Raw genomic sequence first — 25,255 nt, 5'->3', positions numbered from 1 at the left:
ACCGAGCCGAACTCTACTTTCCGAATCCTGCGTTACGGAGCGCGTCTGCCATCGAGCCACCTGCGGGAGTACTGGCTTGGCGGCCAGACCCTCCGCGATTGTCACCTCCGCGATTGTCACCTACGCGGCCTTCCCTGCGTGGCCCCCCTTGGCGCCGATCCGACTGACCGCCACGAGACTTGTCCTTCGATCCGGCACCGGGCTCGTCGTCGAGGCGCAAGCTCAGGCCGATGCGCTGACGAGCGATATCGACCTCCATGACCTTGACCTTGACCACCTGCCCCGACTTGACGACCTCTCGAGGATCCTTGACGAAGTTGTGCGACAACGCCGAAACGTGCACCAAGCCGTCCTGATGGACGCCGACATCGACGAAAGCGCCGAATGCCGCGACGTTCGTCACGACGCCTTCGAGCGTCATCCCCGGCTTCAGATCCGCGACCTTCTCGATACCTGCCGCGAATGTCGCGGTCTTGAACTCCGGACGCGGATCCCTACCCGGCTTCTCGAGTTCGGCGATGATGTCCGTGACGGTAGGGAGGCCGAATCGATCGTCGGCAAACTTTCGTGGATCGAGTGTGCGCAGCAATGTGCTGTTGCCGATCACCTCGCGTACCCCTACCCCGGCTGTGTCGACGATGCGCCGAACTACTGGATAAGCCTCGGGGTGGACGCTCGACCGATCGAGCGGATCGTCCCCGTCGACGATGCGTAGGAATCCTGCACACTGCTCGAACGCCTTCGGACCGAGCCGTGCGACATCCTTGAGCTTGGATCGACTGACGAAAGGACCGTGTTGATCACGGTGGGCAACAATGCTTTCGGCGAGCGAGCCGGCAATTCCCGACACCCTGGACAACAGCGGAACGGACGCCGTGTTGACGTCGACCCCGACGGCGTTCACTGCATCTTCCACTACGGCACCGAGGGACCTGGCCAACAATGCCTCTGAAATGTCGTGCTGGTACTGGCCGACCCCGATGGATTTCGGATCGATCTTCACCAGTTCCGCCAACGGATCTTGGAGCCGTCGTGCGATGGAGACCGCGCCCCGAATAGTCACGTCCAGCTCGGGCAACTCGCTCGAGGCGTACGCCGATGCCGAGTACACCGATGCGCCTGCTTCGGAAACAACGATCTTGGTCAATCCTGCCGCGGGGTATTTGGCAATGAGCTCCGCCGCGAGCGCGTCGGTTTCACGTGAGGCCGTGCCGTTTCCGATTGCGATCAACTGAACCGAGTGCTTCGAGGCCAATGCCGCCAGGGTCGCGAGCGCCTGATCCCATCTTCCCTGAGGCTTGTGCGGATAGATCGTGTCGTAGTCGACGACCTTGCCCGTCGAGTCCACCACTGCAACTTTGGTGCCTGTCCGGAATCCTGGATCGAGACCCATCGTCGAACGGTTACCTGCAGGAGCTGCGAGCAACAAGTCCTTCAGGTTGGACGCGAACACGTCCACCGCGTCCTTTTCGGCGGACTGCCGAAGGCGCATCCGAACGTCGATTGCCATGGTCACCAGAAGTTTGGTCCGCCACGCCCAACGCACTGTGTCGAGGAGCCAGCGGTCACCGGCACGGCCACGATCGGCGATGTCGAACTTCTTCGCGATGCGCCCTTCGTAAACCGTAGGAACGCCAGGCTGAGTTTCCTCGTGCTCCGGTTCGAGGCTCAGGGAGAGAATCTCCTCCTTCTCTCCGCGCAGCGCAGCGAGAATCCGGTGCGAAGGCAAGCTGGTGAAGGGTTCGGAGAATTCGAAATAATCCGCGAATTTGGAGCCCTCGTTCTCCTTGCCCTTACGGACGGACGCCGTCAACTTGCCGCGTGTCCACATGAGCTCACGGAGTTCGCCAACCAGGTCCGGATCCTCCGCGAAACGTTCGACGAGGATCGCGCGTGCACCGTCGAGTTGCTCGGTGTCGTACTGCGCCGGGTCGGTATTCGGATCGGAGATGAGTGCGTCGGCAACAGGCTCGTGCCCGGCCTCCCGCGCGATCTGAGCCTTTGTTCTGCGCTTCGGCTTGAACGGCAAGTAGATGTCCTCGACTCGGGCTTTCGTCTCGGCCGACATCAGGGACTGCTCGAGTGGCTCGTCGAGCTTGCCTTGGGATCGAATCGACTCGATGACCGCGTCACGTCGCTCGTCGAGTTCGCGGAGGTAGCGCAGACGCTCGTCGAGTTGACGGAGCTGGGCGTCGTCGAGGCTGCCGGTGACCTCTTTCCGATACCGAGCGATGAACGGAACGGTCGAACCACCGTCCAGCAGATCCACGGCCGCGCGGACCTGCTCCTCGCGAACGTCGAGTTCTTCGGCTATGCGCTTGTTCACAGATTTCAGAGCAGTCGTCACGGCGTTGGACCCTACCGCTACTCTGTGACAAGAACACCAGTGACCATCGTGGGAGATTGCAGACATGTCCAGGCCGATGCAAGTCCTGGCGATGTCTTTCACGGTCCTTGTCGCCGCAGTATCGATTCTTTTCACTGGATGCAGTGCCCCCGACGACACTCCAGCCGCGCTCGAGAGCGATACTTCCGAGTCACCCTTCCCCGACACGGCCACCGTCGATGACATGTCCATCGAGTCGCGTATACCCGAAGCCGTAGCGTCCGCGATCGGGCGCGGCGCGGAGGTCGATTTCGCTTTCCTCGACCGCGAGACCGGTGCGTACTTTGCCAGCGGCGATGCCGAACCGATCGAAACAGCCTCGGTATCGAAGCTTTTCATCGCCGACGACGTACTGCACGGGGCGGATGTCAGCCAGGTCCCGGTTGCCGAAGAAGACCTGGAGTCGATGACGACGATGCTGGAGTCTTCAGACGACTTTGCCGCAAACTACTTGTGGGACAAGTACGGCGGGTCCGAGATCATCACGCGCGTGGCCGAGCGCTACGGATTGGCGGCGACCACACCACCGTGGGACGGCCTGTGGTGGAACACGATGTCGACCGCTGCCGACCTCGTTGCCTATTACACACAGCTGCTCGACGGCGTCGGCGGACTCTCACCTGCGTCGACCGCAACGATGATCGGGCTTCTTCGACAATCGGCTCCGGTGGCCACCGACGGGTATCACCAGCATTTCGGAATTGTCGACGGCCTACCAGCCGAGCCGGTCTACGCGGTCAAACAGGGGTGGATGTGCTGCATCGCCGACCGGTGGATCCATCTCTCGACGGGCACAGTAGGCGTCGACAATCGCTACGTGTTGGCATTCGTTTCCCGCGAGGAGATTCACTACGAGGACGATATGGAGCACTATCCGGACACCGCGGTCGTGGACGTCACCGACGACAGTAGCGCTCAGCACGCTCGCGACACGCTCACCGGTGTCGTGACGATGCTGTTTCCGGAAGGCGCGATCGGCGGCCAGCCGATCGCCTGACCCGAACGGTTCAGTCCGACAAGAGATCCGGTCGCCGCTCGGTGGTACGTCGGAGGGACTGCTCGGCGCGCCACGCTGCGATCCGCGCATGGTCGCCGGAGAGAAGTATCTCGGGAACCTCGAGTCCACGCCAATTCACCGGCCTGGTGTAACTGGGTCCTTCGAGCAATCCATCGGAGAACGAATCTTGTTGGTGCGATTGCTGATTGCCGAGCACACCCGGCAGGAGCCGTACAACGGCCTCACTCATCACCAGGACCGCGGCCTCGCCGCCGATGAGAACGTAATCACCGATACTCACTTCTTCGACGCGCACGCGTCGAGCTGCGTCGTCGAAGACTCGCTGATCGATGCCTTCGTACCGGCCACACGCGAACACCAGATGACGTTCTCCTGCCCACCGCTCGGCGGTTCGCTGAGTGAAGGGCACACCAGCAGGCGTCGGAACTACCAATAGTGAATCGTCTGCGAGTACGTCATCGAGTGCATCACCCCAGACAGTGGGTTTCATGACCATTCCTGGGCCACCACCGTAGGGCGAATCGTCGACGGCTTTGTGCACGTCGTGGGTCCACGACCTCAGATCGTGAACCCCCACCGAGACCAGCCCCTTGTCGATTGCCTTGCCCAGCAAAGCAGCTCGAAGGGGTGTCAGGTACTCGGGAAATATCGTGACGATATCGAGTTGCACCGCGCTACTCCGGGTCCAGTAGGCCCTCGGGCGGATCGATCACGACGACGCCGTCGGCAAGCGAGACCGACGTCACGATCGCGGCAACGAACGGCACGAGTAACTCCGCGCGGCTGCCGTCGGCGGGGCGGATGGACAACAACTCTCCCGCCGCCGAGTGCAGCACCTCTCGGATCGTACCGATGACCGTACCGTCGGACAGACGGACCGAAAGACCCTCGAGCTCATGATCATAGAATTCGTCGTCATCGTCCGCCGAGGCCGGCAGATCTTTGGAATCGATCACGAACAGTGTGCCTCGAAGAGCGTCGGACACGCTGCGGTCATCGACGCCTTTCAAGCGCAGCAAAAGCCGCCCGGAGTGGTCCCGGGCGGCTTCCACCGTGTACTCGGTTGTATCGGTCGATGCTCGCGGCTTGCGCCCGTGCAGCACCGTTCCTACAGCAAAGCGTTCGTCCGGTTCGTCGGTGCGAACATCGACGACCACTTCACCTTTGACGCCGTGCGACTTGGCGACACGACCGATTACGAGCTCCATTGCGAGTTTACCTACTGATCGGTATCGACGACGTCGACGCGAATGCCGCGACCGCCGATTCCGGATACCAAGGTACGCAACGCAGTTGCCGTCCGACCGCCGCGTCCGATGACCTTACCCAGATCGTCTGGGTGTACGTGAACTTCCACGGTGCGCCCACGACGTCCGGTGATCAGTTCGACGCGTACGTCGTCAGGATTGGCGACGATGCCACGAACAAGATGTTCGACGGCGTCGGCGACAACGGCACTCACTTCTCAGCAGCCTCGGCGGCCGGAGCTTCTGCGGTCTCGGCCGCAGCTGAATCGTCGGCCTTGGCCGTCTCATCGGCCTTTGCAGCCTCGTCGGCCTTCGGAGCCTTCTTCTTCTTGGCGGTCGTAGCGTCGCCGAGCGGCTCGGCGTCGGCCTGAGCCAAAGCAGCGTTGAAGAGGTCCAGCTTGGACGGCTTGGCCTCAGCGAAGCGGAGCGTGCCCTCGGCGCCCGGAAGGCCCTTGAACTTCTGCCAATCACCGGTGATCTTCAGCAGTGCCTCGACGGGCTCGGTAGGGACAGCGCCGACTCCGAGCCAGTACTGCGCGCGCTCGGAATCGATGTCGATGATGCTGGGGTCCTGCTTGGGCTCGTACTTGCCGATGGTCTCGATCGCACGGCCGTTGCGGCGAGTGCGAGAGTCAGCGATGACGACGCGGTAGTGCGGGGTGCGGATCTTGCCGATACGCATGAGCTTTATCTTGACAGCCATGAAAAATAGAGCCTTTCGAGTTGGTCACGCCGCAATTCTGCGGTGCGCTTGGGATGCGCACCCGGTTTTGCGATGGAGGTGTTGTGACCGCCGTGCGGTACGTAACCGTTGGACGGGCGAACAGCTGCTTATTCTGCCAGAGAGAGAATCGCCAGCGCCGGCAGGGTGTTGTTCACCGAGTGAGCGGTGGTGGATGCCACTACCGAACCGGTCCGCATTCGGGCGATGCCGATAGCGAATCCGCCCCACACCAATACTACGAAACGCCATCCTTCGCGATGCCACAGCGCGAACATCACTGCCGTGACCACCAGAACGACCCATCTGTTTCCCAACCAAGACATCCTCATCGGCGCTACACGCCGTTCGAGCGCACCCCACAGCATCCCCCGGAACATCACTTCCTCGCAGAACGGGGCGCCGATCCAGATCCACGCCACCAACGCGACTTTCCAGGGTGTAGGTATGGCGACCAGATTTCCGAGTGGTGATTCGTTCTCGAGATCGGTACGAGCCAAGATGAGCAGCGCGAGTAACAGGCCACCAGCCAAGGCAGCGGCACCCCAGGCGATTCCTGATCGAACCTGAACTCCCCATTCGGAAAGCGAGGTCGGCAGACCGAAATCGAGGACGGGGCCGTTTCCTCGGCGCGCGGTGATCACGAATGCAAGGCTCGCAGCCAGAACACTGGGAATCATGATCGCCAGAACGTATGCGGGCGACGAGTCGGTGTCGATAAACCAAGGCAACGCGAGGAAGCCTGCAAGGTTGAGGACAAGTACGGCCGCCGCTGCTGGAATTCCCCATCTCTGACCGTCTTGCCGTTTCGCAGCCAGCGACTCGGCCCGCCAGTAGCGATCCGAGTACTCGGTGCTCTGATGATGAACAGCGTTCATCGGGGCCATCCCGGCCCAACTCGGCGGAAGATTCTCGGGGTCGCTCGGACCCGGCCGGGTCATTTCCGTTCGATCGGCACACCACGAATCACTACGACGTCGGGCGCCGACAGCACATCCGGTCCCCTGCGTGGATCCGCCGTGTAGATCAGCAGATCGGCTGACGCTCCGTGCTCTAGTCCGGGATGATCGAGCCACGATCTAGCGTCCCAGCACGCAGCTCCCAGGGCTTCGGTCGCGGTCATTCCCACGCGTTCGAGAGCCTGCACTTCCTCGGCAATCCGTCCATGCCGAATGGATCCCCCCGCATCGGTCCCCGCGAAGATCGGTACACCGGCATCGTGTGCTCGTCCGATGGTCGACGCCACTCGACCGTGCAGTTCCCGCATGTGTCGCGCGTAGACCGGATACTTGCCGGCCGAAGCCGCTATATCGGGAAACGTCTCGATGTTGATCAGCGTCGGAACGAGGGCGGTTCCATGCTCGACCATTTGCTCGATCGTGGCATCCGTCAGCCCGGTACCGTGCTCGATGCAGTCGATCCCGGCCCCGATCAAGCCGGGCAACGCGTCCTCACCGAACACATGCGCGGTAACTCGCGCACCTTCGGCGTGCGCTGCATCGATTGCCTTTTTCAGAATCGCCTCGTCCCACAGCGGCCTGAGGTCCCCGACGCTTCTGTCGATCCAGTCACCGACCAGCTTGACCCACCCGTCACCCGATCGCGCCTGCTGCGCAACAGCTTCCGGCAGTTGCGATTCGTCCTCGATATCGACGGCCAAACCCGGGATGTACCGCTTGGGCATGGCGATGTGCCGTCCAGCGCGAATGATCCGCGGCAGATCTTCGTACTCGTCGAGTTCTCGGGTGTCGATGGGAGATCCGGCATCGCGAAGCAACAATGCTCCGACATCACGCTCGGTCTTCGCCTGCTCGACTGCGCCGGGAAGGTCCTCGTGTCCGCCGCCGTACTTGATACCGACGTGACAGTGCGCGTCGACGAGTCCGGGGAGAATCCAGCCGTCCTCGCACAGCGTCTGCGCACCCAATACCGGTTCGACCGAGACGAGGCCATCCACTATCCACAGTTCGACGAGTTCCTCGGACGGCAGCACCCGACCCCGAACTCTGAATCCGACCATGCCGGTCTACTTCTTGGGCAGCTTCAGCTGGGACAGGTCGATGCCTTCGAGGCCCGGCGGCATCTGATCGAGGCCCTTGGGCATTCCGGACAGATCAGGCATACCGGCGGGCATGCCACCCGGCATGCCCGGGAAGCCGCCACGTATCTTCGGCTGGGTTGGGCCACGAGCACCCTTCTTGCCTTTTTTACCCTTCTTGCTGCGGACCTGCTTGCGAGCGCCCGGCATCCCCATGCGACCTGCCATGGCCGACATCATCTTCCGCGCTTCGAAGAAGCGATCGACGAGTTGGTTGACGTCGGAAACCTTGACACCGGATCCGTTGGCGATCCGCAGCCTGCGGGAGGCATTGATAATTTTGGGGTCGGTGCGCTCGAGTGGCGTCATGCCACGAATGATGGCCTGCACGCGGTCGAGCTGCTTCTCATCCACATTGGCCAATTCCTTCATCTGGCCGGCGCCGGGAAGCATGCCGAGCAAATTGCCGATCGGGCCCATTTTGCGAACGGCCATCATCTGTTCGAGAAAGTCGTCCAGCGTCAGCTGCCCCGACCCGATCTTGTTCGCGGTCGCTTCGGCCTGTTCCGCGTCGAAATGCTGCTCTGCCTGCTCGATAAGGCTGAGGACGTCACCCATTCCGAGAATTCGACTGGCCATCCGGTCGGGGTGGAACACGTCGAAGTCTTCGAGCTTCTCGCCCGTGGATGCGAACATGATCGGGGCACCGGTCACCTCGCGAACACTCAGTGCAGCGCCGCCACGTGCATCACCGTCGAGCTTGGTCAGCACAACACCGGTGAAACCGACACCGTCGCGGAAAGCTTGCGCCGTGCTGACGGCGTCCTGGCCGACCATCGCATCGAGGACGAACAGGGTTTCGTCCGGCTGGACCGCATCTCGGATGCCTGCGGCCTGATTCATCAGTTCGGTATCGATTCCGAGCCGACCGGCCGTATCGACGATCACGATGTCGTACTGCTTGCTCCGGGCCTCGGCAACACCGGCGCGAGCAACCTCGACAGGATCGGCGGCAGAGACTCCCAGCTCGTTCTCCCCGCCTCCGATGGACGTGCCTGGGTGCGGAGCGAACACAGTCGCGCCCGCGCGTTCACCGACGATCTGGAGCTGACTGACGGCGCCCGGACGCTGCAGATCGCAGGCGACCAGAAGAGGCGTGTGCCCCTGGTCCTTCAACCATTTGGCGAGCTTGCCTGCAAGTGTGGTTTTACCGGAGCCCTGCAGGCCTGCCAGCATGACGACGGTCGGAGGTGTTTTCGCAAAGCTCAGTCGGCGGGTCTCCCCGCCGAGAATCCCGACGAGTTCTTCGTTGACGATCTTGACGACCTGCTGGGCAGGATTGAGCGCACCCGAAACCTCTGCACCCTTGGCACGCGTCTTGATTCGCGTGATGAACTCGCGCACCACTGGAAGCGCCACGTCGGCTTCGAGCAGGGCGAGTCGAATTTCGCGGGCGGTGGCATCGATATCGGCAGGCGACAGACGCCCCTTGCCACGCAGGTCTTTGAGGGTCCCGGTCAACCTGTCGGAAAGGGATTCGAACACCGATTGCACTCCTGAGCCGATTGCGAATGGGGCCTGAACGTCGTGTAGAGCAGGCTCCACACTAGCGCCCGGTACTACCTCATGTTCTCGGCGAGGGTTCTACAGCGCTGTGCACGCCGGAAAACGACCTTCGAGATCAGGCGTTGATTGCCGGGTCGGTCCAGGTGACCGAGACTCCGCGCATGGAGAGCCACTCGGCGGGATCGACCTTCACGCCACTCGGATCGTGGACCTCGAAATGCAGGTGCGGGCCGGTGGATTCGCCGCGGTTACCCACCGTGGCGATCTGCTGACCTGCAGTCACATGCTGTCCGGGGGTCACCGAATAGTCGTTGATATGCCCATAGACCGTTTCGGTGCCATCGTCGTGCAGCACTTTTACCCACAGACCGAAACCGGAGGCCGGTCCCGCTGCTGTCACCTGACCGTCGGTCGCAGCCAAGATCGGTGTTCCAACCGGAGCGGCGATATCGAGACCGCCGTGGTGCGCACCCCAACGTGACCCGAATGACGATGTGAGGACCCCTGATACGGGCTGAACAGCCCGCTCTTTGATCGGCTGGAGACCCCTGATCAAGCCTTGGGCTGCGGCTCCGACGTCAGGAAGACCGAAACCCTGCAGGTTCGACGTGTCCGGAAGCTGAAGGCCTTGCGGGAGCCCGATGTTGTCCGGGATCTCCACACCCGGCGGCAACTCGAAGCCCGCGGGAAGAATATTCTGCGGAATTTCGAACGGCAACCCTGCTGTCGGGGCTTCCGGTACGGGGGCGGCGGCGGCGGTACCTGCCCCCAATTGTGCAGCTCCCGCCACGATCGCGCCGGTAGCCAGAACGATCGTCGCGGCCCGAAGTCCGGCTTCGTTCTTCTCTACGTGTGCCCTGTGACGCCCGCGCGGTGCATCGATATCCATCTCGATCGGAACATACGTGTTCGACCGCCGGTGGGATCCCACAGTTAATACCTCATCAGTCGTCGGCGTGAATAAATCTCGAGCGTCGTAAAACGACCAGAAGTCGTTCTTTCGTTCGGTGGCGTGAAATATAACAAATTGATCTCGCCCGCACCGACCGTAACCGAATCTTTATGAAATATCACTACTCATCGGAGGATTGATCTCTGACCACCCGAACCAGCGTTCAGGTCCCTTCCAGCTTCACCGTTGGTTTCGGTGGTTCGGGCGCCGGAACTACCGCGAGCACGGCACGCTCGATTTCTTCGCGAGTATCGCGGCTGTCCGATCCGGCCAGATCGATGCAGAACGCATCGATGACCGACGTACCCAATGTTGTCACTCTCGCCCAGCGGACGTGTGCACCGCAGCGCTCGAGCGCGCTGGCCAGTCGAGATAACAAGCCCAGTCGATCCTCGGCTCGCAATTCGAGAACTAGCTGACCAAGCTCGGTCCCGTCGAACCACAGGACTCTCGGGGGAGCCTGCGCATACAGAACCGGTACGGCCGCATCGACTTCGCCGCCCAGGTTCACTGGTCGAGCATCACGTTCCTTCGCGTCGAGCATGCCGAGCAGATCGAGCTCCCCTGCCTGCGCGCGAATGATTTCTTGACGCATCAGACCAGCCTGGGGCGGTGAGCCGAACAGCGGTGCAACCACAAAGGAATTCACGGCCGTCCCCTCGTGACTCCCGAGCGAAGCCGACAGCACTCGCAGCGATTGCAGAGCCAAGACGCCGGCTGCGTCGGACAGTAAACCAGGATTGTCCGGAGCGATCACGGTCACCACGAACGTGTGTGAGCCCTCGGTCGGCTGCAGATCGACGTGGACTCCTCCTTTCTCCGCCAAAGCAATGTGAGCGGGATCGAGGGGGTCGGCAGTCGGCAAGCTCTCCCCCGCCATGACCAAGCGACATCGCCGAACCAGTTCGCGGATAAGTGAGGCCTTCCAATCACCCCAGACCCCAGGGCCGGTCGCCAGCGAGTCCGCTTCGGCGAGAGCGTGCAGCAGCTCCAGCAGGACAGTGTCCGATCCGAGGGTCTGCACGACCTTCTCCACGGTGGCCGGGTCGTCGAGGTCGCGACGAGTCGCTGTGTCCGGAAGCAACAGGTGATGGAGCACCATTTTCGACAGCAACGTAACGTCGGAAGGCCACAGCCCCAGCCGATTCCCGATCTGTGTCGCGAGTTCAGCGCCGACCGCACTGTGGTCTCCGCCCCTTCCCTTCCCGATGTCGTGGATCAAAGCGCCGAGGACGAGCAGATCCGGTCGGGCCACACGTGTCGTCAAAGCACTTGCGTACGCAGCGGTTTCCACGAGATGCCGGTCGACCGTCCACGTGTGCACCGCATCGCGCGGCGGCAGATCACGAACGGCTCCCCATTCCGGAATCAGCCGACCCCACAGGCCGGTCCGATCGAGCGCCTCGATCGCGGCGATCGCTCGGCGTCCTGACCCGAGCAATACCAACAGGTCGTTGAACGCTTCCTTCGGCCACGGTTCGCGTAGCTCGGGTGCGCTTTCGGACAAGCGATTCAACGTCGAAGCCGACATCGGCATCGCCGTCTGCGCGGAGGCAGCGGCAACCCGCATTATGAGCCCGGGATCCTTGTTCGGACGAGCGTCACGCGCGAGTACTACTTCACCGGCATGTTCGACGACACCCTCATCGAGCGGGCGTCGAACCGGAACACGCCGGAGGCGGGACAGCCCACGACGAGGCAGGGAATTGCCGGCGGTACGGAGGCCGACATCCACCGAATAGCTGATGGTGCGAGCCGAATCGCTGAGTACGCGAGCGAGATCGAATCTGTCACCGATACGCAAGGCCGCGCCGATCTCGTCGGCGTCCTGCGCCCGAAGCTGATCGCGTGCTCTGCCTGCAACACGGTGCAACTCGGTCCGGACGTCGAGCAAACGGCCATGTGCGAAGGCAAGTCCGCCGCCCGGTGACTCCGGCCCGAGCCCCGGCATACCGTCGGTGAGCTGTGCAATGGACAGCGCATCGAGTAGCTGAACGTCGCGCAGCCCTCCGCGGCCACTCTTGAGTTCGGGCTCGGCACGATGGGCGATCTCTCCGCTACGGGCCCAACGAGACCGGGTTTGGGTGATCAACTCTTCGAAGCGAGAACGGATGTTCGTCCGCCACTCTCGCCGGACTCCACCGATCAACAAATTGCTCAATTCGACATCGCCGGCAATGTGCCTCGCCTCGAGCATTCCGAGAGCAGCAGTCAGATCCGACGCTGCAACCTGCAGGGCCTGCGGAACGGTGCGGACGCTGTGATCGAGCTTGATGTGCGCGTCCCACAACGGATACCAGAGCTTGTCCGCCACATCGGCTACGAGCTCGGCAGGCATGTCGTCATGAAGAAGAATCAGATCGAGATCGGAATAGGGCAACATTTCGCGCCGCGCCAATCCGCCAACCGCAACTATTGCGAATCCGGAATCCGGTTTTATACCGAGCTCGGCACCCTTGGTGGTCAACCAGAATTCGTGCAGATCGACCAAAGCTTGTCGGAGCGAGGGCGCGTCGAGACGTCGGTTCCGGCTTCCGTCGTCGAGCAGCTGTTTTCTGGCTCGCGCCAGATCTGCGGCTGCATCACTGGTGCCCTTCGAGCTGATCGGGCCATTCGAGACCGAAGGCCCCGACCCTGTAGCTTTCGCTCCAGAATCGGGGCCCCCTGCCCGCGACCCGTTGGGGTCAGAGCGCATCGGCGCCACGTTCACCGGTACGTACTCGGATGACCGAGTCGACCGGCGAAACCCAGACCTTGCCGTCACCGATCTTGCCGGTACGTGCAGCTTCGACGATTACTTCCACAACCTTCTCCACTGCGGCGTCGTCTACGACGACCTCCACGCGTACTTTCGGAACGAAGTCGACGGAGTATTCGGCACCACGGTAGACCTCGGTATGGCCCTTCTGACGTCCATAACCCTGGACTTCACTGACCGTCATGCCCAGCACGCCGGCTTGTTCGAGGCCTGTCTTGACGTCCTCCAAGGTGAACGGTTTGACGATTGCCGTGATCAGCTTCATTTGTGCTTCCCTTCACAAGCTCACGAATGCTCGGTTGTATTCGGAGCGACTTCTCGCCCCCTATCTTTACCCTGTCAAGCGAAGTCGTACGCAGTCTCAGCGTGCTCAGCTTCGTCGATACCCTTGGCTTCGCCTTCTTCCGACACGCGCCAGCCGAGTGGTACGAGCGCAAACGCGATGATCGCGGTAATGACTCCGGTGAAGATCACGGCAGACAGAGCGATGACCGTCTGGACGACCAATTGCTTGTAGTCGCCACCGTAGAACAGCCCGGTCTCCGACGCGAAGAAGCCGATTCCGATGGTGCCCCAAAGACCTGAAACGAGGTGGACACCGACCACGTCGAGCGAGTCGTCGTAGCCGAACTTGAATTTGAGGCCGACGGCCAGAGCGGAGAGCACTCCGGCTACGACGCCGAGGAAGATCGATCCGATCGGGGTCAGGGCGCCCGCGGCAGGCGTGATGGCGACCAGGCCTGCGACGATGCCCGAAGCAGCACCGAGGCTTGTGGCATGGCCGTCGCGAATACGCTCCACGACGAGCCAGCCTGCGATCGCAGCTGCCGCAGCAGTAGTCGTGTTGACCCAGGCCAAACCTGCGAACCCGTCAGCAGCGAAGGCGGAGCCTGCGTTGAATCCGAACCAACCGAACCACAGCAGCGCCGCACCGAGCATGACGAATGGGAGATTGTGCGGCCGGAAGGCAACTCGACCGAATCCTGCGCGCTTGCCGATGATGAGCGCCAGAATCAGACCGGCGATTCCCGCGTTGATGTGGACCACGGTGCCACCAGCGAAGTCGATCGGTGGGACAGCCGCAACGAGCCCGCCGTCGCCGTCGTCGGTTGTGCCGAAGATTTTCGCCGCGAAGCCGTCCTCCGAACCGGAAAGCAATCCGCCGCCCCACACCATGTGTGCGAGGGGGAAGTAGGCCAGGGTGACCCAGACGCCGGCGAACACCAGCCAGGTGCCGTACTTGACGCGTCCAGCGAGCGAGCCGCTGATGAGTGCGACCGTGATGATCGCGAACGTCACCTGGAAGGCAATGTCGATGACGTTCGGGTAACCCCAGGCGCCGGCGAGGAAGTTCCCGTCCGCATCGGTGATCGAATCCTTCAAACCGAAGAACTCGAAGGGGTTCGCGAACACCCCGCCTATGTTCTCGGTTCCGTACGACATCGACCATCCCCACAGGACGTAGACGAGTGCGACGACGAACATTGCCCCGAACGACATCATCATCATGTTGAGTACGGACTTCTGCTGCGACATACCACCATAGAAAAACGCCAGGCCTGGCGTCATCAGCAGCACCAACGATGCTGCTGTCAGCATCCAGGCAGCATTGCCGGAGTTGGCCAACAATTCCTCGGGACTCACGTGCACCCTCCTTCTCGTGCACACCGGATGGTGCGCCGTCTGAGAGAAAGAGTGGTTTCACGAAGTTTCGTTCATGACACTCCGGTGTTTCACACGTGTGAACGGATGGACCGAAACTGTTGCAATAACATTTCGTGCAGGCGTTTTGTAGTTTTCATCGAATTGAGAGGAACCGATAGACCGCCCGACGTACTCCGGACAGAGATCGACCGAGCCGATCCGGTCAGCCGAGCAACGCGTCGACGAAGGCCTCGGGCTCGAAAGGTGCCAAATCGTCGGCGCCCTCCCCGAGTCCGACGAGCTTGACCGGCACTCCGAGTTCACGCTGCACCTGAAAGACGATGCCACCCTTGGCGGTACCGTCGAGCTTGGTCAATACCACCCCGGTGATGTTCACTACCTCGGCGAATACGCGTGCCTGCATCAGACCGTTCTGCCCCACGGTCGCGTCCAGGACCAGCAACACGTCGTCGACGTGCGCTCGCTTCTCGATTACCCGCTTGACCTTGCCGAGTTCGTCCATCAATCCGGACTTCGTATGGAGACGTCCGGCGGTGTCGACAAGAACGACGTCGACTCCCTGCTCGATACCTCGTGACACTGCGTCGAAGGCAACGGCAGCCGGATCGGCCCCGTCTTTGCCGCGCACGACGTCGGCGCCCACGCGCTCACCCCACGTCTGCAATTGGTCCGCCGCAGCGGCACGGAACGTATCCGCGGCACCCAGCAGGACACGACGCCCGTCCGCAACGAGCACGCGGGCCAACTTGCCTGTCGTGGTCGTCTTGCCCGTCCCGTTCACACCGACGACAAGCAGAACAGCGGGGGTGCCCTCGTGCGGCAGCGCTCTGATCGACCGATCGAACTCCGGATGCAACTGCTTGATGAGAATCTCGCGTAGCAATGCTCGGGCGTCGGCCTCGGTGCGGATACTGCGCGACGCCATCTGCTCGCGCAGCGAGGTCATGATCTCGTTGGTCGTGGACGAACCGAGATCTGCGATCAGCAGTGTGTCCTCGACTTCTTCCCACGAATCCTCATCGAGGTCGCCACCGCCGAGGATGCCCAACAAGCTCTTACCGATCGCGGACTGCGAGCGAGAGAGTCGACCACGGAGGCGATCCAGCCGCCCATCGGTAGGAGCAATCTCGTCGAGAACCGGCGCGACGGACACCGGATCGGAATCTGGAACAGGTGCCGGCCCCGGTTCCGGAGACGGCTCGAGCTGTGGGGAAGGCTTGGGCTCCAGGGAAGGCTTGGGCTCCAGGGAAGGCTTGGGCTCCAGGGAAGGCTGGGGCTCCAGGGAAGGGTGGGGCTCCAGGGAAGGCCGAGGCTCCGGCGCGGCCACAGGCTTGGGTTTGGGTTGAGGCTCGGGCACGGGTTTCGGCGCAAGATCCGGCTCGGCAACCGCGCTTCCCTGGCTGAACGAGAATCCGCCACCGGCCTTGTATCCGCCCGACTTGTCCTTCTCGCCCTCCTCGATCTTCGGGGTCTCCGAAGAGGTGAGCGATATTCGCCGACGACGCGACACCACGAGTCCGACTACGAGCCCCACGGCCAGGATGGCCAGAACGGCCGCGACGATGATCCACGCTTCGCTACTCACGCGTCCATCCTGTCAGGAGCGTCTTCGCCACCCAACCGGCACCCTGGCGGGCAAGCGCACAGCACATCACTCGAACTCAGTTCGACGACTCAGAGCCTTCCGGTAGAGAAACTTCGGCCGCAGGCACGGAATTTTCACGGACACGGTCATCTGGGACCGGTGACTCGAGGAGATCCGACTCGTTGCCATCGGGGGCCGTCACGCTGCCGATCGTCTCGACTCGGTTGCGGTTGAGGCGTTGCGAAATCACCGTCGTGATGCCGTCGCCGCGCATCGAAACTCCATACAGTGCGTCGGCAACCTCCATCGTCGGCTTCTGGTGGGTGATGACGATCAGCTGCGACTTCTCGCGAAGTTGCTCGAACAACCCGATCAGACGTCGGAGGTTCGTATCGTCCAGTGCAGCTTCGACCTCGTCCATCACGTAGAACGGAGATGGTCGCGCTCGGAAAATAGCGACCAGCATCGCTACGGCTGTCAAGGACTTCTCGCCGCCGGACAGCAGGGACAGTCGCTTGACCTTCTTTCCTGGTGGGCGTGCTTCGACCTCGATACCTGTAGTGAGCATGTTCCCTGGTTCGGTGAGGATCAGTCTTCCCTCTCCCCCTGGGAACAACTTGGCGAACACCTGGGTGAACTCGCGTTCGACGTCGAACCACGCCTCGGTGAAGACCTGCAAGATTCTCTCGTCGACATCGGCGACCACCTCGAGCAGATCCTTACGGGCGGACTTGACGTCCTCCAGTTGTGTGGAGAGAAAGTTGTATCGCTCCTCGAGCGCAGCGAATTCTTCGAGCGCGAGGGGGTTCACTTTCCCGAGGGTCGCCAAGTCCCGTTCGGCACGCTTCGCCCGCTTTTCCTGAGACACCCGATCGAACGGCATCGGGGCGGGTGCCACCACCTGCTCTCCGCGTTCCTTCGCGGCCTCGTACTCGCTCATCTCGAGTTCCGTCGGGGGCAGGCTCACATCCGGTCCGTATTCGGCGATCAGGTCATCGAGCCCGATGCCGTGCTGTTCGAGGATCGTCGCCTCGAGCTGCTCGATTCTGAGCGCGGCCTGCGCCCGAGCAATTTCATCGCGGTGGACCGCGTCGGTGATCGACGCGAGCTGGGCTTGAAGAGCACGAACCTGCTCTTTGACCCGGTCCAATTCGGCTGTGGCAGTGGCACGCTGGGCGGCGAGCTCGTCACGACGAGCGGCAGCGGCAGCGACGACGCCGGCGAGCCTTTCGGCCACGCGATCACCGGCGGACGCCACCGCCTGCGCGACCGCTGCAGCGTGTCGACGCCCGATCAACTCCCGTTCGGCCCGTGCACGAGCCTCACGTTCGGCACGGGCAGCTCGACGCATCGAGTCCGCGCGGCCCCGGACGGACTGCGCCCGCTCTTCGGCGGTGCGGACATTCAGACGTGCGTCGACCTCGACCGATCGAACCTCGGACAGTGCGGCGGCAGCCATCTCACGCGCCATGATCGATTCACCCGAATCGGATCCACTATCGGTCCCGGCCTGCTCGTCCTCAGCCAGCCTGAGCCGCTCCTCGAGCTCCGCCAACACGGTAAGAGCCTCCTCACGACCGGCTTCTGCTCGGTTTCGCTGCTCGGTCAACCGCGAGGATTCTGCGTGCGCCGATCGAGCGAGCTGACCGAGGCGACCTAGCTGCTCGTACACCGCTGCAATCGCGGCGTCGGACTCGTTGAGCGCGGCCAGCGCTTGTTCTGCGGATTCGCGGCGATCGACTTGCTCCGCCAGAGCTCCGGACAATGCGGCTTCGAGCTCGGCCGAATATCGTTCTGCGGCAGCAAGTTCGACGGTCGAGATATCGATTGCAGACTGCACCTCGATGGTGCTCGGCCGCCTGTCCGAACCGCCAGTCACCCACCCTGTGTCGAGAAGATCCCCAGCCTTGGTCACTGCCCTGACGCCAGGTGAGGACTGCACCAAAGACGCGGCGTCGTCGAGAGATTCGACTACTGCGATGCCGCCGAGCAACGCACTCATCGAACCGGAAAGCGCATCGGGGAACTCGATCACATCGAGCGCCCACCTCGCGCCCTGCGGCAACTGGACGGTGCGGCGATTCGCAGAAGACGCAACATCGCCGAAGACGACAGCTGCACGCCCGCCGTCCGCATCGCGCAGTGCCAGAACGGCATCGAGTGCACTCGTGAACGATTCGGCGTGAGCGGCGTCGGCTACGGGGCCCAACGCCACCGCCACTGCCACCTCGAAGCCCGTTTCTATACTGATGCGGTCGGCAAGTAACCCGGACACGCCGGGCTGAGAGTTTTCGATGAGCCAGCCGGCTCCGTCCTTGCGTTCGAGTCCCATCTTCAGGGCTTCGATTCGAGCCTGATAGGAGGCGACCTTTTTCCCTGCAACTCGGTCCTCGTTCTGCAATTCCGTCACGCGCACGTCCGCGCCTCGGAGCGCCATCACCGCTCGCTCGTATTGAGTGTCGAGACTCAATTCACTGGCGTCGAGCCCGCTTATCTGGTCCTGAACGCTCTCGAATTCCATTTGCGCGATGTCCCCGCGCTCACGAGCCTCGTCGATCGCCACCGACAGCCGAGCAACCTCTGCATCGGTGGAATCAGCCTTGGTTCGGTAGGTGTCGACCTGTCCGGAAAGCCGGGCGAATCCTTCTCGGCGATCGGCGACCGCACGCACCGCAGCCATATGAGCGCGTTCCGCCTCGAAAGCCGCAGCCTCACGTTCGGCCAGCTGTTCTCTCGCAGCCTCGAGAGACTCGCGTGCGATCTCGACGGCCTCGACGAGTTCCAATTCCTCTTCGGCGACACGATCGGCCTGAGCTTCCAGTTCGTCCGGGTCTTGACCACGGCCTGTCGACGACGCCGAATCGAGATGGCGTGCACGCTCTTTCGCGATTCTGATCGTGGCGTTGACTCGTTCGGCGAGTGCGGACAACTGAAACCAGGTTTGCCCGGCGGCCTCCGCGCTCGGAGTCAACCGCGCAACCGACTGTTCGAGCTCTCCGAGTGCGACATTGCCTGCCTCGAGCGTGTCCTGGACTGTCGCATACTGCTCGCGGGCTGCAGCCTCGTCCTGAGTCTGGTTGGCAAACTCTTCACGTCGGCCGACCAAGTCGTCGGCCGCGATACGCAGCCGGGCATCGCGAAGATCCGCTTGGACCGTCTGCGCGCGACGAGCGACCTCGGCTTGACGACCGAGAGGCTTGAGTTGACGTCGGAGCTCGGTGGTCAGATCGGTCAATCGAGCCAGGTTCGCCTGCATGGCATCGAGCTTGCGGACGGCCTTCTCCCTGCGCTTACGGTGTTTGAGAACGCCCGCAGCTTCTTCGATGAAGGCCCTTCGATCTTCAGGTCTGGACTCGAGGATCGCAGCGAGCCGCCCCTGCCCGACGATGACGTGCATTTCGCGGCCGATGCCGGAATCGCTCAGCAATTCCTGGACGTCCATCAAACGACACGAGGCTCCGTTGATCTCGTATTCGCCTGCACCATCACGAAACATTCGCCTGGTGATCGACACCTCGGAGTAATCGATAGGCAACGCACCATCGGAATTGTCGATCGTGAGCGTCACTTCCGCACGACCTAGCGGAGCACGTCCCGAGGTGCCCGCAAAAATGACATCTTCCATCTTGCCGCCACGTAGAGCCTTCGCTCCCTGCTCCCCCATAACCCAGGTGAGAGCGTCCACAACGTTGGACTTCCCCGACCCGTTGGGCCCGACGACGCAGGTAATACCTGGCTCGAAACGAAGAGTCGTCGCTGAAGCAAAGGACTTGAAGCCCTTGAGCGTCAGACTCTTGAGATGCATGGCGCTTCAGAGTACCGGGTGTACCTCACCAGCGCGTACGAGATCTGGAGCGTCAGGGTCCGAATACGTCCCTTCATCACCGCTCGACGAAACCGTTGAGCCCACCACGCGGCCGATCCCAGCTCTCCACGACGAGGGTCACCACGCCCGGCGTATCTCCCCCACGAAGCAATGCGAGGAGGCGCTCGGCGCTTTCTCGTGCACCCTCGGCAATGACGAGCACTCGACCGTCCGCGCTATTCGTCGCGTGGCCGCTCAGTCCGAGTTCGAGGGCGCGCGAACGGGTCCACCATCGAAACCCGACGCCTTGCACCGAACCGTGCACCCAAGCGGTCAACCGGATCTCGCTCATGGGGAGGTCGACTTTCGGACCGCTCTGTAGAGCGAGTCGATCGCCATCGACGTCGGAATCCCCATCGTCAGCCGTCCACGTCGATTTCGAGGGATACCTCAGCGCCCGCTTTCAGGGTTCGTCCGACGGTGCACACCTTGTCGATGGCGCGCTCGACGACGGTCAGCAACCGCTGCTGCGCGTCTGGGTCGAGCTCGCTGAGATCGACCGAAAGCACCTCACGCAACTCCGGGTAGCGTTCGTTCTCACGGTCGGCAGACCCCGACACAGTCACCTTCGCGTCGTAATTGTCACCGAGGCGGCGCGACAATGGGAGATCCGAACTCATCCCGGTACATGCCGCCAGCGCGATCTTGAGTAGCTCACCAGGGGTGAAGACTCCGTCAACCGACTCCGAACCGATCAACACCTCGGCTCCTCGCGAGCTCATTCCGGTGTATCGACGCGTCCCCGTCCGTTCGACCCACAGTGCCGTCGGTGTGCTCTCATCAGCCATGAGAGTCGATTCTAGGGTGACCGGCCGTAAAGGCTTCGTCAGGTCCGCGTGTTCCGAGGTCGCGGCTGGCAGGTGGGACAGCTGTATGACGATCTGTTCATGAACTTCTCACGCCGGATCGGGCTACCACAACGCGAACATGGCAACCCCTCCTGGCCGTACGCATCCAACGACCGATCGAAATATCCCGATTCGCCGTTGACATTGACGTACAGCGCATCGAAGGATGTACCACCTTGTGCGAGAGCCTCACCCATCACCGCGTGAACCGAAGTCAACAGTGTGCGTAAGACTGGCCTCGACAAGGTCTCTGCAATTCGGTTGCCGTGAATCTTGGCGCGCCACAGTGCCTCGTCGGCATAGATGTTGCCCACGCCCGACAGCACGGTTTGGTCGAGTATGGCGCGCTTGATCTCGGTGTGCTTGCCCCGTAACACCTTCACGACGGCTTCCGCATCGAACAACGGATCAACCGGGTCTCGTGCGATATGTGTCACGGACTCGGGAACCACGGACCCGTCGACGGATTCGAGGTGTGCGATGGACCAACCACCGAAAGTTCGTTGATCGACGAATCGGAGTTCGGCTCCGTTGTCCAGCCCTACGCGGATGCGAAGATGCTTCTCTGCAGGCACCGACGGTGGCTGCACGAGCATTTGGCCGCTCATTCCCAAGTGCACGACTATCGCGTCGTCCTGCGTATCGAGTGGCAGCCACAGATACTTGCCGCGTCGCTCCGCTGACACGATGCGTCGGCCGAGTAGCTGAGCCTCCAGGTCCCGCGCACCAGCAAAGTGACGTCGGACCGCGCGCGGGTGCAGTACCTCCACCGATTCGATGGTAGTGCTGACTACGTGCGATTCGAGACCGAGGCGCACTACTTCGACCTCGGGCAACTCGGGCATCGAGTTTTCGCTACTCCGTGTGAGGAGCGGTAGCGCCGTCAGTTGCAGGCGAGTCGAGTGTGTCGGCGGAGGGCTCGACGGCGACAGAGCTCTTGTTTCCGTCGGAGATGTCGTTCCAGGCAGTACTCGCTGCCTTCTGCTCGGCTTCTTTCTTGGAGCGGCCGACCCCTACGCCGAGTGGCTTGCCGCCTACGACGACGGTAGCGGTGAATTCTTTGTCATGGTCTGGCCCCGTAGAGGAGATTTCGTATACGGGCACGCCAAGCGATTCCACAGCCGTCAGCTCCTGAAGACTGGTCTTCCAATCCAGGCCCGCACCCAAGCGTGGGGCTCGGTCGAGCAATTGGGCGAACAGGGCCAGCACGACACGACGTGCGACCTCTATCCCATGCTGGAGGTGAATCGCGCCCAACAGGGACTCCATGCCATCGGCCAGAATGCTGGGCTTGTCACGACCACCAGTCTGTTCCTCGCCCTTGCCGAGCAGGAGATGACGGCCGAGGCCGCCTTCGCCGAGTTCGCGTGCCACCTCGGCCAAAGCATGCATGTTCACGACGCTGGCGCGGATCTTTGCCAGCTCGCCTTCGGATTTCTCCGGATGTGCGGTGTAGAGCTCCTCGGTCACGGTCAGACCGAGAACCGAATCACCCAGGAATTCCAGCCGCTCGTTGGTCGGCAGACCACCACGTTCGTACGCGTACGAACGGTGGGTCAAAGCCAGAGTCAACAGCGGTTCAGCAAGTACGACGCCAAGAGCGGCGAGGAGCGACTCTCGGTCGTCCCCGCCGCTGTCAGCTGTCGAGCCGTTCAGACGAGTAGAACTGCTCTTCGATGTCATGTGCTGAAGGTCAGACAGCTGCTGCTACCTGTCGGCCCTTGTAGGTGCCACACGAGGGGCACGCAATGTGGGGCAGAGTCTTCTCGCCGCATCCACGGTTGGGGCACGTGACAAGCGTAGGCACTGTGGCCTTCCACTGTGCACGACGCGACCTCGTGTTGGAACGCGACATTTTACGCTTCGGGACAGCCACTTCTACTTCTCCTCGGCTTCGTTGTTCACAAGTTCGGTGCTCGATACTGGATCCACGCCAAATTTGGCTGCAAGTCCAGCCCAGCGAGGATCAACTATCTCATGATTGTGGCCAGATTCCGCAATCGCCAGGTTGATGCCGCATTCCGAGCACAATCCCTGACAGTTTTCACGGCAGAGAGGATGCAACGGAAGCTCCAATCCGACCGCATCCACGACGACTGGCTGTAGGTCTATCTGATCATCGACAACGCGATGAATCTCCTCCTCGTCGGTCGTGTCCTCAGTGACGCTGGACGGGTACGCGAACAGATCGGTGAGGTACACATCGACCGCGCTGGAAACAGGCTCCAGGCACCGTGAGCACTCGCCCGCAGTGTCTGCGCGGACGGTGCCGGTAACGAGGACACCCTCCGATACTGCTTCGAGGCGAAGATCGATATCGACCGGCGACCCCTTTTCGATAGCGATCGCATCGAGGCCGATTCGCGTAGGCGCGACAATCGTCCGCTGGATCTCCGTCATGGACCCGGGCCGACGGCTCAGGTTGTCGATATCCAGCACGAATCCCGTGCCGGCTTCGGCACGAGGGGTATTACGACGGGTAGACACAGTAATCTTCCTGCTCAGACGATTGATTCGATCACCTTGAAGCTGCCGGACCGACGACACCGATGGGGCACGCCTGACGAAAACAACCTTTGGGCAACCACACAACGGTACGCACAGAATCGAACGTGAGCAAATCTGGACGCATTACCTGCGCGAACGACGACCGTCCCCGGACGGATCCGGGCCGTAATCCGGGACACCCGATCCGGTTCGCAACTGCTGTCGGCCTCGCCCCACAGAGCGAATAGTGCCACTGAGGAATTCCTCGAACTCCGCCAGCTTGGTATCGACGTAGACGTCGCATTCACTGCGCATTCGGTCGGATTCGGCATGCGCAGCGTCGATGACGCGCGCCGATTCGGTGCGTGCGGCCTGTACGACCTCGGTTTGATCGACCAACCGCGCCTGCTCCTCGGTCCCGTCTGCGACCGAGCGATCGTACGAGGCCTGACCCGACTCGATGAGACGCTCCGACTCCGACCGCGCCCGCGTCGTCAGGGTCTCGTACTCACGCCTTCCTGCTTCGACCGAACGCTCCGCGGTGTCGTTCGCATCGTCGACGAGTTGCTCGGCGTGAGCCTTCGCCTCGGCAACCATACGATCGGCCTGCGCTTTGGCATCGGCCAATATTCGGTCTGCGGAATCGCGCGCATTCTCGACGGTGTCCTGGGCTTCGTTGTTGGCCGAGGTGACAGTTTTCTCTGCCGTCGCCCGAGCGTCCGTGACCAGTTTGTCCTTGTGATCGAGGACATCCTGTGCGTCGTCGAGTTCACCAGGAATCGAGTCGCGCACATCGTCGAGAAGTTCAAGAACGTCGCCACGAGGAACAACGCAGCCGGCAGTCATAGGGACACCGCGCGCCTCCTCGACAATGGCGACGAGTTCGTCGAGTGCCTCGAATACGCGGTACACCGGTAACCCCAATCGATAGAAACTACGAAGAAACGTGCGGAAAGTGCACTTCCAGTTTGCCTGGTGATTGCTTCATACGCGTCGCACTCGCCTCGGTGTGTCGCCTGGTCTATTCGGCGGCGCGCTCGGCGATGCGGCCCAGCAGCCTGGAGTGAACGTTCTCGGGGACCATGCCTGTGACGTCCCCACCAAAAGTAGCAACTTCCTTGACCAGCGAACTGGACAGGAAGCTGAACGACGGATTCGCGGGAATGAAAAGGGTGTCCACACCGGTCAACCGCTGGTTCATCTGAGCCATCTGAAGCTCGTAGTCGAAATCGTTTGCCCCACGCAGACCCTTGACGATCGCAGTGAAGCCCTCCTGCTTCGCATAGTCGACGAGGAGGCCGTGCCACGAGGAGATCCGGACGTTTTTCAGATGGGCCGTCGCTTCGCCGAGTAACTCGATGCGCTCGTCCACAGAGAACAGGCCACGCTTGCTCTTGTTGATCATGACGGTGACGATGATCTCGTCGAACTGCGCCGCAGCCCTGGTGATCACATCTATATGGCCATTGGTCACCGGGTCGAAGGATCCAGGACACACTGCTCCAGTCATGTCGCTCACGCTATCACCGTGCCAATCCGGCGATTTCGATTCGTGTCTCGCCGTACTTCTTGACCTTCTCCGCCACCAAACCTTCCGGCCAGGTGGTCTCTGCCGATCTGGATGAGCGTTCCAACACCACAAGGCTTTCCGGTGTCAACCAACCGTTCGTCAGAAGCTCGACGAGCATCTGCGCAACCGCAGAATCGGCGATGGCATAGGGGGGGTCGGCCAACACGAGGTCGTAGGGGCGGTCGGCCTGCCCCGCCAACACAGCAGAGACCGATGCACATCTGACGGACGCACCGGGCAGCCCGATGCCGGCGGCATTACCCCGAATCACCTCTGCCGCTCGCGGATCGGACTCCACCATCACGACAGTCGATGCACCGCGTGAAAGTGCTTCCAATCCCAGGGCGCCCGACCCGGCATAGAGATCGAGCACGGCAGCGCCGTCGAGATCCAGCCGCGAGTCCAACGAGCTGAACAACGCCTCGCGGACACGGTCCGATGTCGGACGCGTGCCGCGAGGCGGGACTTTCAGGGTTCGGCCTCCTGCGATGCCTGCCACGATCCGGGTCATCTACAGAAGGTTACTCAGTTACAAAAGGACACTCAGGG

Annotated in this window: 24 protein-coding genes; 1 reads left to right on the top strand and 23 read right to left on the bottom strand. The window is 62.0% G+C overall.

The genetic code is table 11. From position 1 onward, the window contains the following. Positions 1 to 13: 13 nt before the first annotated feature. On the bottom strand, positions 14 to 2,347 hold the full coding sequence (locus tag BJI47_RS15630; protein ID WP_176224882.1) for a Tex family protein: 2,334 nt from the start codon (positions 2,345 to 2,347) through the stop codon (positions 14 to 16). 64 nt (positions 2,348 to 2,411) lie between these two features. Here BJI47_RS15630 and BJI47_RS15625 point away from each other — a divergent pair, with 64 nt between their 5' ends. Further along, positions 2,412 to 3,383, top strand: a complete 972-nt coding sequence (locus tag BJI47_RS15625; RefSeq protein WP_088944531.1) for a serine hydrolase — start codon at positions 2,412 to 2,414, stop codon at positions 3,381 to 3,383. Between the two features lie 10 nt (positions 3,384 to 3,393). Here the strand turns inward: BJI47_RS15625 and trmD are convergent, their stop codons facing one another. The 22 genes from trmD to rsmD form a co-directional block, all read right to left on the bottom strand. Continuing rightward, the gene (gene trmD / locus BJI47_RS15620) at positions 3,394 to 4,074 is read right to left on the bottom strand and encodes a tRNA (guanosine(37)-N1)-methyltransferase TrmD (protein WP_088944530.1); all 681 of its coding nucleotides are present in this window, start codon (positions 4,072 to 4,074) and stop codon (positions 3,394 to 3,396) included. Between the two features lie 4 nt (positions 4,075 to 4,078). Beyond that, a complete protein-coding gene (gene rimM, locus BJI47_RS15615; protein ID WP_088944529.1) occupies positions 4,079 to 4,612 on the bottom strand; it encodes a ribosome maturation factor RimM in 534 nt (177 codons plus the stop codon). An 11-nt stretch (positions 4,613 to 4,623) separates the two neighbouring features. Continuing rightward, positions 4,624 to 4,866 (bottom strand): RNA-binding protein, encoded by a 243-nt coding sequence (locus BJI47_RS15610; RefSeq protein WP_003939023.1) that lies wholly within the window; start codon positions 4,864 to 4,866, stop codon positions 4,624 to 4,626. Then, a complete protein-coding gene (gene rpsP, locus BJI47_RS15605; RefSeq protein ID WP_088944528.1) occupies positions 4,863 to 5,354 on the bottom strand; it encodes a 30S ribosomal protein S16 in 492 nt (163 codons plus the stop codon). The genes BJI47_RS15610 and rpsP overlap by 4 nt, the downstream gene beginning before the upstream one ends. 128 nt (positions 5,355 to 5,482) lie before the next feature. Next, positions 5,483 to 6,313, bottom strand: a complete 831-nt coding sequence (locus BJI47_RS15600) for a CPBP family intramembrane glutamic endopeptidase (RefSeq protein ID WP_088944527.1) — start codon at positions 6,311 to 6,313, stop codon at positions 5,483 to 5,485. Continuing rightward, positions 6,310 to 7,392: an amidohydrolase family protein gene (locus BJI47_RS15595; RefSeq protein ID WP_088944526.1), complete on the bottom strand. Its 1,083-nt coding sequence runs from the start codon at positions 7,390 to 7,392 to the stop codon at positions 6,310 to 6,312. The genes BJI47_RS15600 and BJI47_RS15595 overlap by 4 nt, the downstream gene beginning before the upstream one ends. Before the next feature lie 6 nt (positions 7,393 to 7,398). After that, on the bottom strand, positions 7,399 to 8,955 hold the full coding sequence (gene ffh, locus BJI47_RS15590; protein ID WP_088944683.1) for a signal recognition particle protein: 1,557 nt from the start codon (positions 8,953 to 8,955) through the stop codon (positions 7,399 to 7,401). Between the two features lie 136 nt (positions 8,956 to 9,091). Continuing rightward, positions 9,092 to 9,907, bottom strand: coding sequence for a M23 family metallopeptidase (locus tag BJI47_RS15585; RefSeq protein WP_088944525.1), 816 nt, complete (start codon positions 9,905 to 9,907; stop codon positions 9,092 to 9,094). A 184-nt stretch (positions 9,908 to 10,091) separates the two neighbouring features. Further along, positions 10,092 to 12,623, bottom strand: coding sequence for a [protein-PII] uridylyltransferase (locus BJI47_RS15580; protein ID WP_088944682.1), 2,532 nt, complete (start codon positions 12,621 to 12,623; stop codon positions 10,092 to 10,094). Further along, positions 12,613 to 12,951 (bottom strand): P-II family nitrogen regulator, encoded by a 339-nt coding sequence (locus BJI47_RS15575; RefSeq protein WP_019664269.1) that lies wholly within the window; start codon positions 12,949 to 12,951, stop codon positions 12,613 to 12,615. The genes BJI47_RS15580 and BJI47_RS15575 overlap by 11 nt, the downstream gene beginning before the upstream one ends. 74 nt (positions 12,952 to 13,025) lie before the next feature. Continuing rightward, positions 13,026 to 14,285: an ammonium transporter gene (locus BJI47_RS15570; RefSeq protein ID WP_176224909.1), complete on the bottom strand. Its 1,260-nt coding sequence runs from the start codon at positions 14,283 to 14,285 to the stop codon at positions 13,026 to 13,028. Between the two features lie 268 nt (positions 14,286 to 14,553). Continuing rightward, positions 14,554 to 15,936 carry a signal recognition particle-docking protein FtsY gene (ftsY, locus tag BJI47_RS15565; protein ID WP_088944523.1) on the bottom strand — a complete coding sequence of 461 codons (1,383 nt, stop codon included), beginning with the start codon at positions 15,934 to 15,936 and terminating at the stop codon, positions 14,554 to 14,556. A gap of 76 nt (positions 15,937 to 16,012) precedes the next feature. Further along, positions 16,013 to 19,741 carry a chromosome segregation protein SMC gene (smc, locus tag BJI47_RS15560; protein ID WP_088944522.1) on the bottom strand — a complete coding sequence of 1,243 codons (3,729 nt, stop codon included), beginning with the start codon at positions 19,739 to 19,741 and terminating at the stop codon, positions 16,013 to 16,015. Between the two features lie 76 nt (positions 19,742 to 19,817). Further along, positions 19,818 to 20,093 carry an acylphosphatase gene (locus BJI47_RS15555; RefSeq protein ID WP_088944521.1) on the bottom strand — a complete coding sequence of 92 codons (276 nt, stop codon included), beginning with the start codon at positions 20,091 to 20,093 and terminating at the stop codon, positions 19,818 to 19,820. Between the two features lie 67 nt (positions 20,094 to 20,160). Further along, the gene (locus BJI47_RS15550) at positions 20,161 to 20,589 is read right to left on the bottom strand and encodes an OsmC family protein (protein ID WP_088944520.1); all 429 of its coding nucleotides are present in this window, start codon (positions 20,587 to 20,589) and stop codon (positions 20,161 to 20,163) included. Between the two features lie 38 nt (positions 20,590 to 20,627). Then, positions 20,628 to 21,494: a bifunctional DNA-formamidopyrimidine glycosylase/DNA-(apurinic or apyrimidinic site) lyase gene (gene mutM, locus BJI47_RS15545; RefSeq protein ID WP_088944519.1), complete on the bottom strand. Its 867-nt coding sequence runs from the start codon at positions 21,492 to 21,494 to the stop codon at positions 20,628 to 20,630. 10 nt (positions 21,495 to 21,504) lie between these two features. Next, positions 21,505 to 22,332 carry a ribonuclease III gene (rnc, locus tag BJI47_RS15540; protein ID WP_088944518.1) on the bottom strand — a complete coding sequence of 276 codons (828 nt, stop codon included), beginning with the start codon at positions 22,330 to 22,332 and terminating at the stop codon, positions 21,505 to 21,507. A gap of 10 nt (positions 22,333 to 22,342) precedes the next feature. After that, positions 22,343 to 22,525, bottom strand: a complete 183-nt coding sequence (rpmF, locus tag BJI47_RS15535; RefSeq protein WP_084348580.1) for a 50S ribosomal protein L32 — start codon at positions 22,523 to 22,525, stop codon at positions 22,343 to 22,345. 2 nt (positions 22,526 to 22,527) lie between these two features. After that, positions 22,528 to 23,088, bottom strand: a complete 561-nt coding sequence (locus tag BJI47_RS15530; RefSeq protein ID WP_254900632.1) for a DUF177 domain-containing protein — start codon at positions 23,086 to 23,088, stop codon at positions 22,528 to 22,530. Positions 23,089 to 23,280: 192 nt separating this feature from the next. Next, positions 23,281 to 24,048, bottom strand: coding sequence for a DivIVA domain-containing protein (locus tag BJI47_RS15525; RefSeq protein WP_088944517.1), 768 nt, complete (start codon positions 24,046 to 24,048; stop codon positions 23,281 to 23,283). A gap of 109 nt (positions 24,049 to 24,157) precedes the next feature. Continuing rightward, the gene (gene coaD / locus BJI47_RS15520) at positions 24,158 to 24,646 is read right to left on the bottom strand and encodes a pantetheine-phosphate adenylyltransferase (RefSeq protein ID WP_088944516.1); all 489 of its coding nucleotides are present in this window, start codon (positions 24,644 to 24,646) and stop codon (positions 24,158 to 24,160) included. A 13-nt stretch (positions 24,647 to 24,659) separates the two neighbouring features. Continuing rightward, positions 24,660 to 25,217: a 16S rRNA (guanine(966)-N(2))-methyltransferase RsmD gene (rsmD, locus tag BJI47_RS15515; RefSeq protein ID WP_088944515.1), complete on the bottom strand. Its 558-nt coding sequence runs from the start codon at positions 25,215 to 25,217 to the stop codon at positions 24,660 to 24,662. Positions 25,218 to 25,255: the final 38 nt, after the last annotated feature.

It is taken from the genome of Rhodococcus sp. 1168 (assembly GCF_002091955.1).
Taxonomy (GTDB): Bacteria; Actinomycetota; Actinomycetes; order Mycobacteriales; family Mycobacteriaceae; genus Rhodococcoides.
This window is presented reverse-complemented; position numbering and strand designations above follow the sequence as displayed.

Bases quoted from the DNA above. Each gene is read 5' to 3' on its own strand.
- rnc (WP_088944518.1), bottom strand. From the start codon at position 22,332: ATGACATCGAAGAGCAGTTCTACTCGTCTGAACGGCTCGACAGCTGAC.
- BJI47_RS15595 (WP_088944526.1), bottom strand. From the start codon at position 7,392: ATGGTCGGATTCAGAGTTCGGGGTCGGGTGCTGCCGTCCGAGGAACTC.
- rimM (WP_088944529.1), bottom strand. From the start codon at position 4,612: ATGGAGCTCGTAATCGGTCGTGTCGCCAAGTCGCACGGCGTCAAAGGT.
- BJI47_RS15555 (WP_088944521.1), bottom strand. From the start codon at position 20,093: ATGAGCGAGATCCGGTTGACCGCTTGGGTGCACGGTTCGGTGCAAGGC.
- mutM (WP_088944519.1), bottom strand. From the start codon at position 21,494: ATGCCCGAGTTGCCCGAGGTCGAAGTAGTGCGCCTCGGTCTCGAATCG.
- rpsP (WP_088944528.1), bottom strand. From the start codon at position 5,354: ATGGCTGTCAAGATAAAGCTCATGCGTATCGGCAAGATCCGCACCCCG.
- coaD (WP_088944516.1), bottom strand. From the start codon at position 24,646: ATGACTGGAGCAGTGTGTCCTGGATCCTTCGACCCGGTGACCAATGGC.
- BJI47_RS15600 (WP_088944527.1), bottom strand. From the start codon at position 6,313: ATGACCCGGCCGGGTCCGAGCGACCCCGAGAATCTTCCGCCGAGTTGG.
- BJI47_RS15625 (WP_088944531.1), top strand. From the start codon at position 2,412: ATGTCCAGGCCGATGCAAGTCCTGGCGATGTCTTTCACGGTCCTTGTC.
- BJI47_RS15580 (WP_088944682.1), bottom strand. From the start codon at position 12,623: ATGCGCTCTGACCCCAACGGGTCGCGGGCAGGGGGCCCCGATTCTGGA.
- BJI47_RS15570 (WP_176224909.1), bottom strand. From the start codon at position 14,285: ATGCTGACAGCAGCATCGTTGGTGCTGCTGATGACGCCAGGCCTGGCG.
- BJI47_RS15575 (WP_019664269.1), bottom strand. From the start codon at position 12,951: ATGAAGCTGATCACGGCAATCGTCAAACCGTTCACCTTGGAGGACGTC.
- BJI47_RS15550 (WP_088944520.1), bottom strand. From the start codon at position 20,589: ATGGCTGATGAGAGCACACCGACGGCACTGTGGGTCGAACGGACGGGG.
- smc (WP_088944522.1), bottom strand. From the start codon at position 19,741: ATGCATCTCAAGAGTCTGACGCTCAAGGGCTTCAAGTCCTTTGCTTCA.
- rsmD (WP_088944515.1), bottom strand. From the start codon at position 25,217: ATGACCCGGATCGTGGCAGGCATCGCAGGAGGCCGAACCCTGAAAGTC.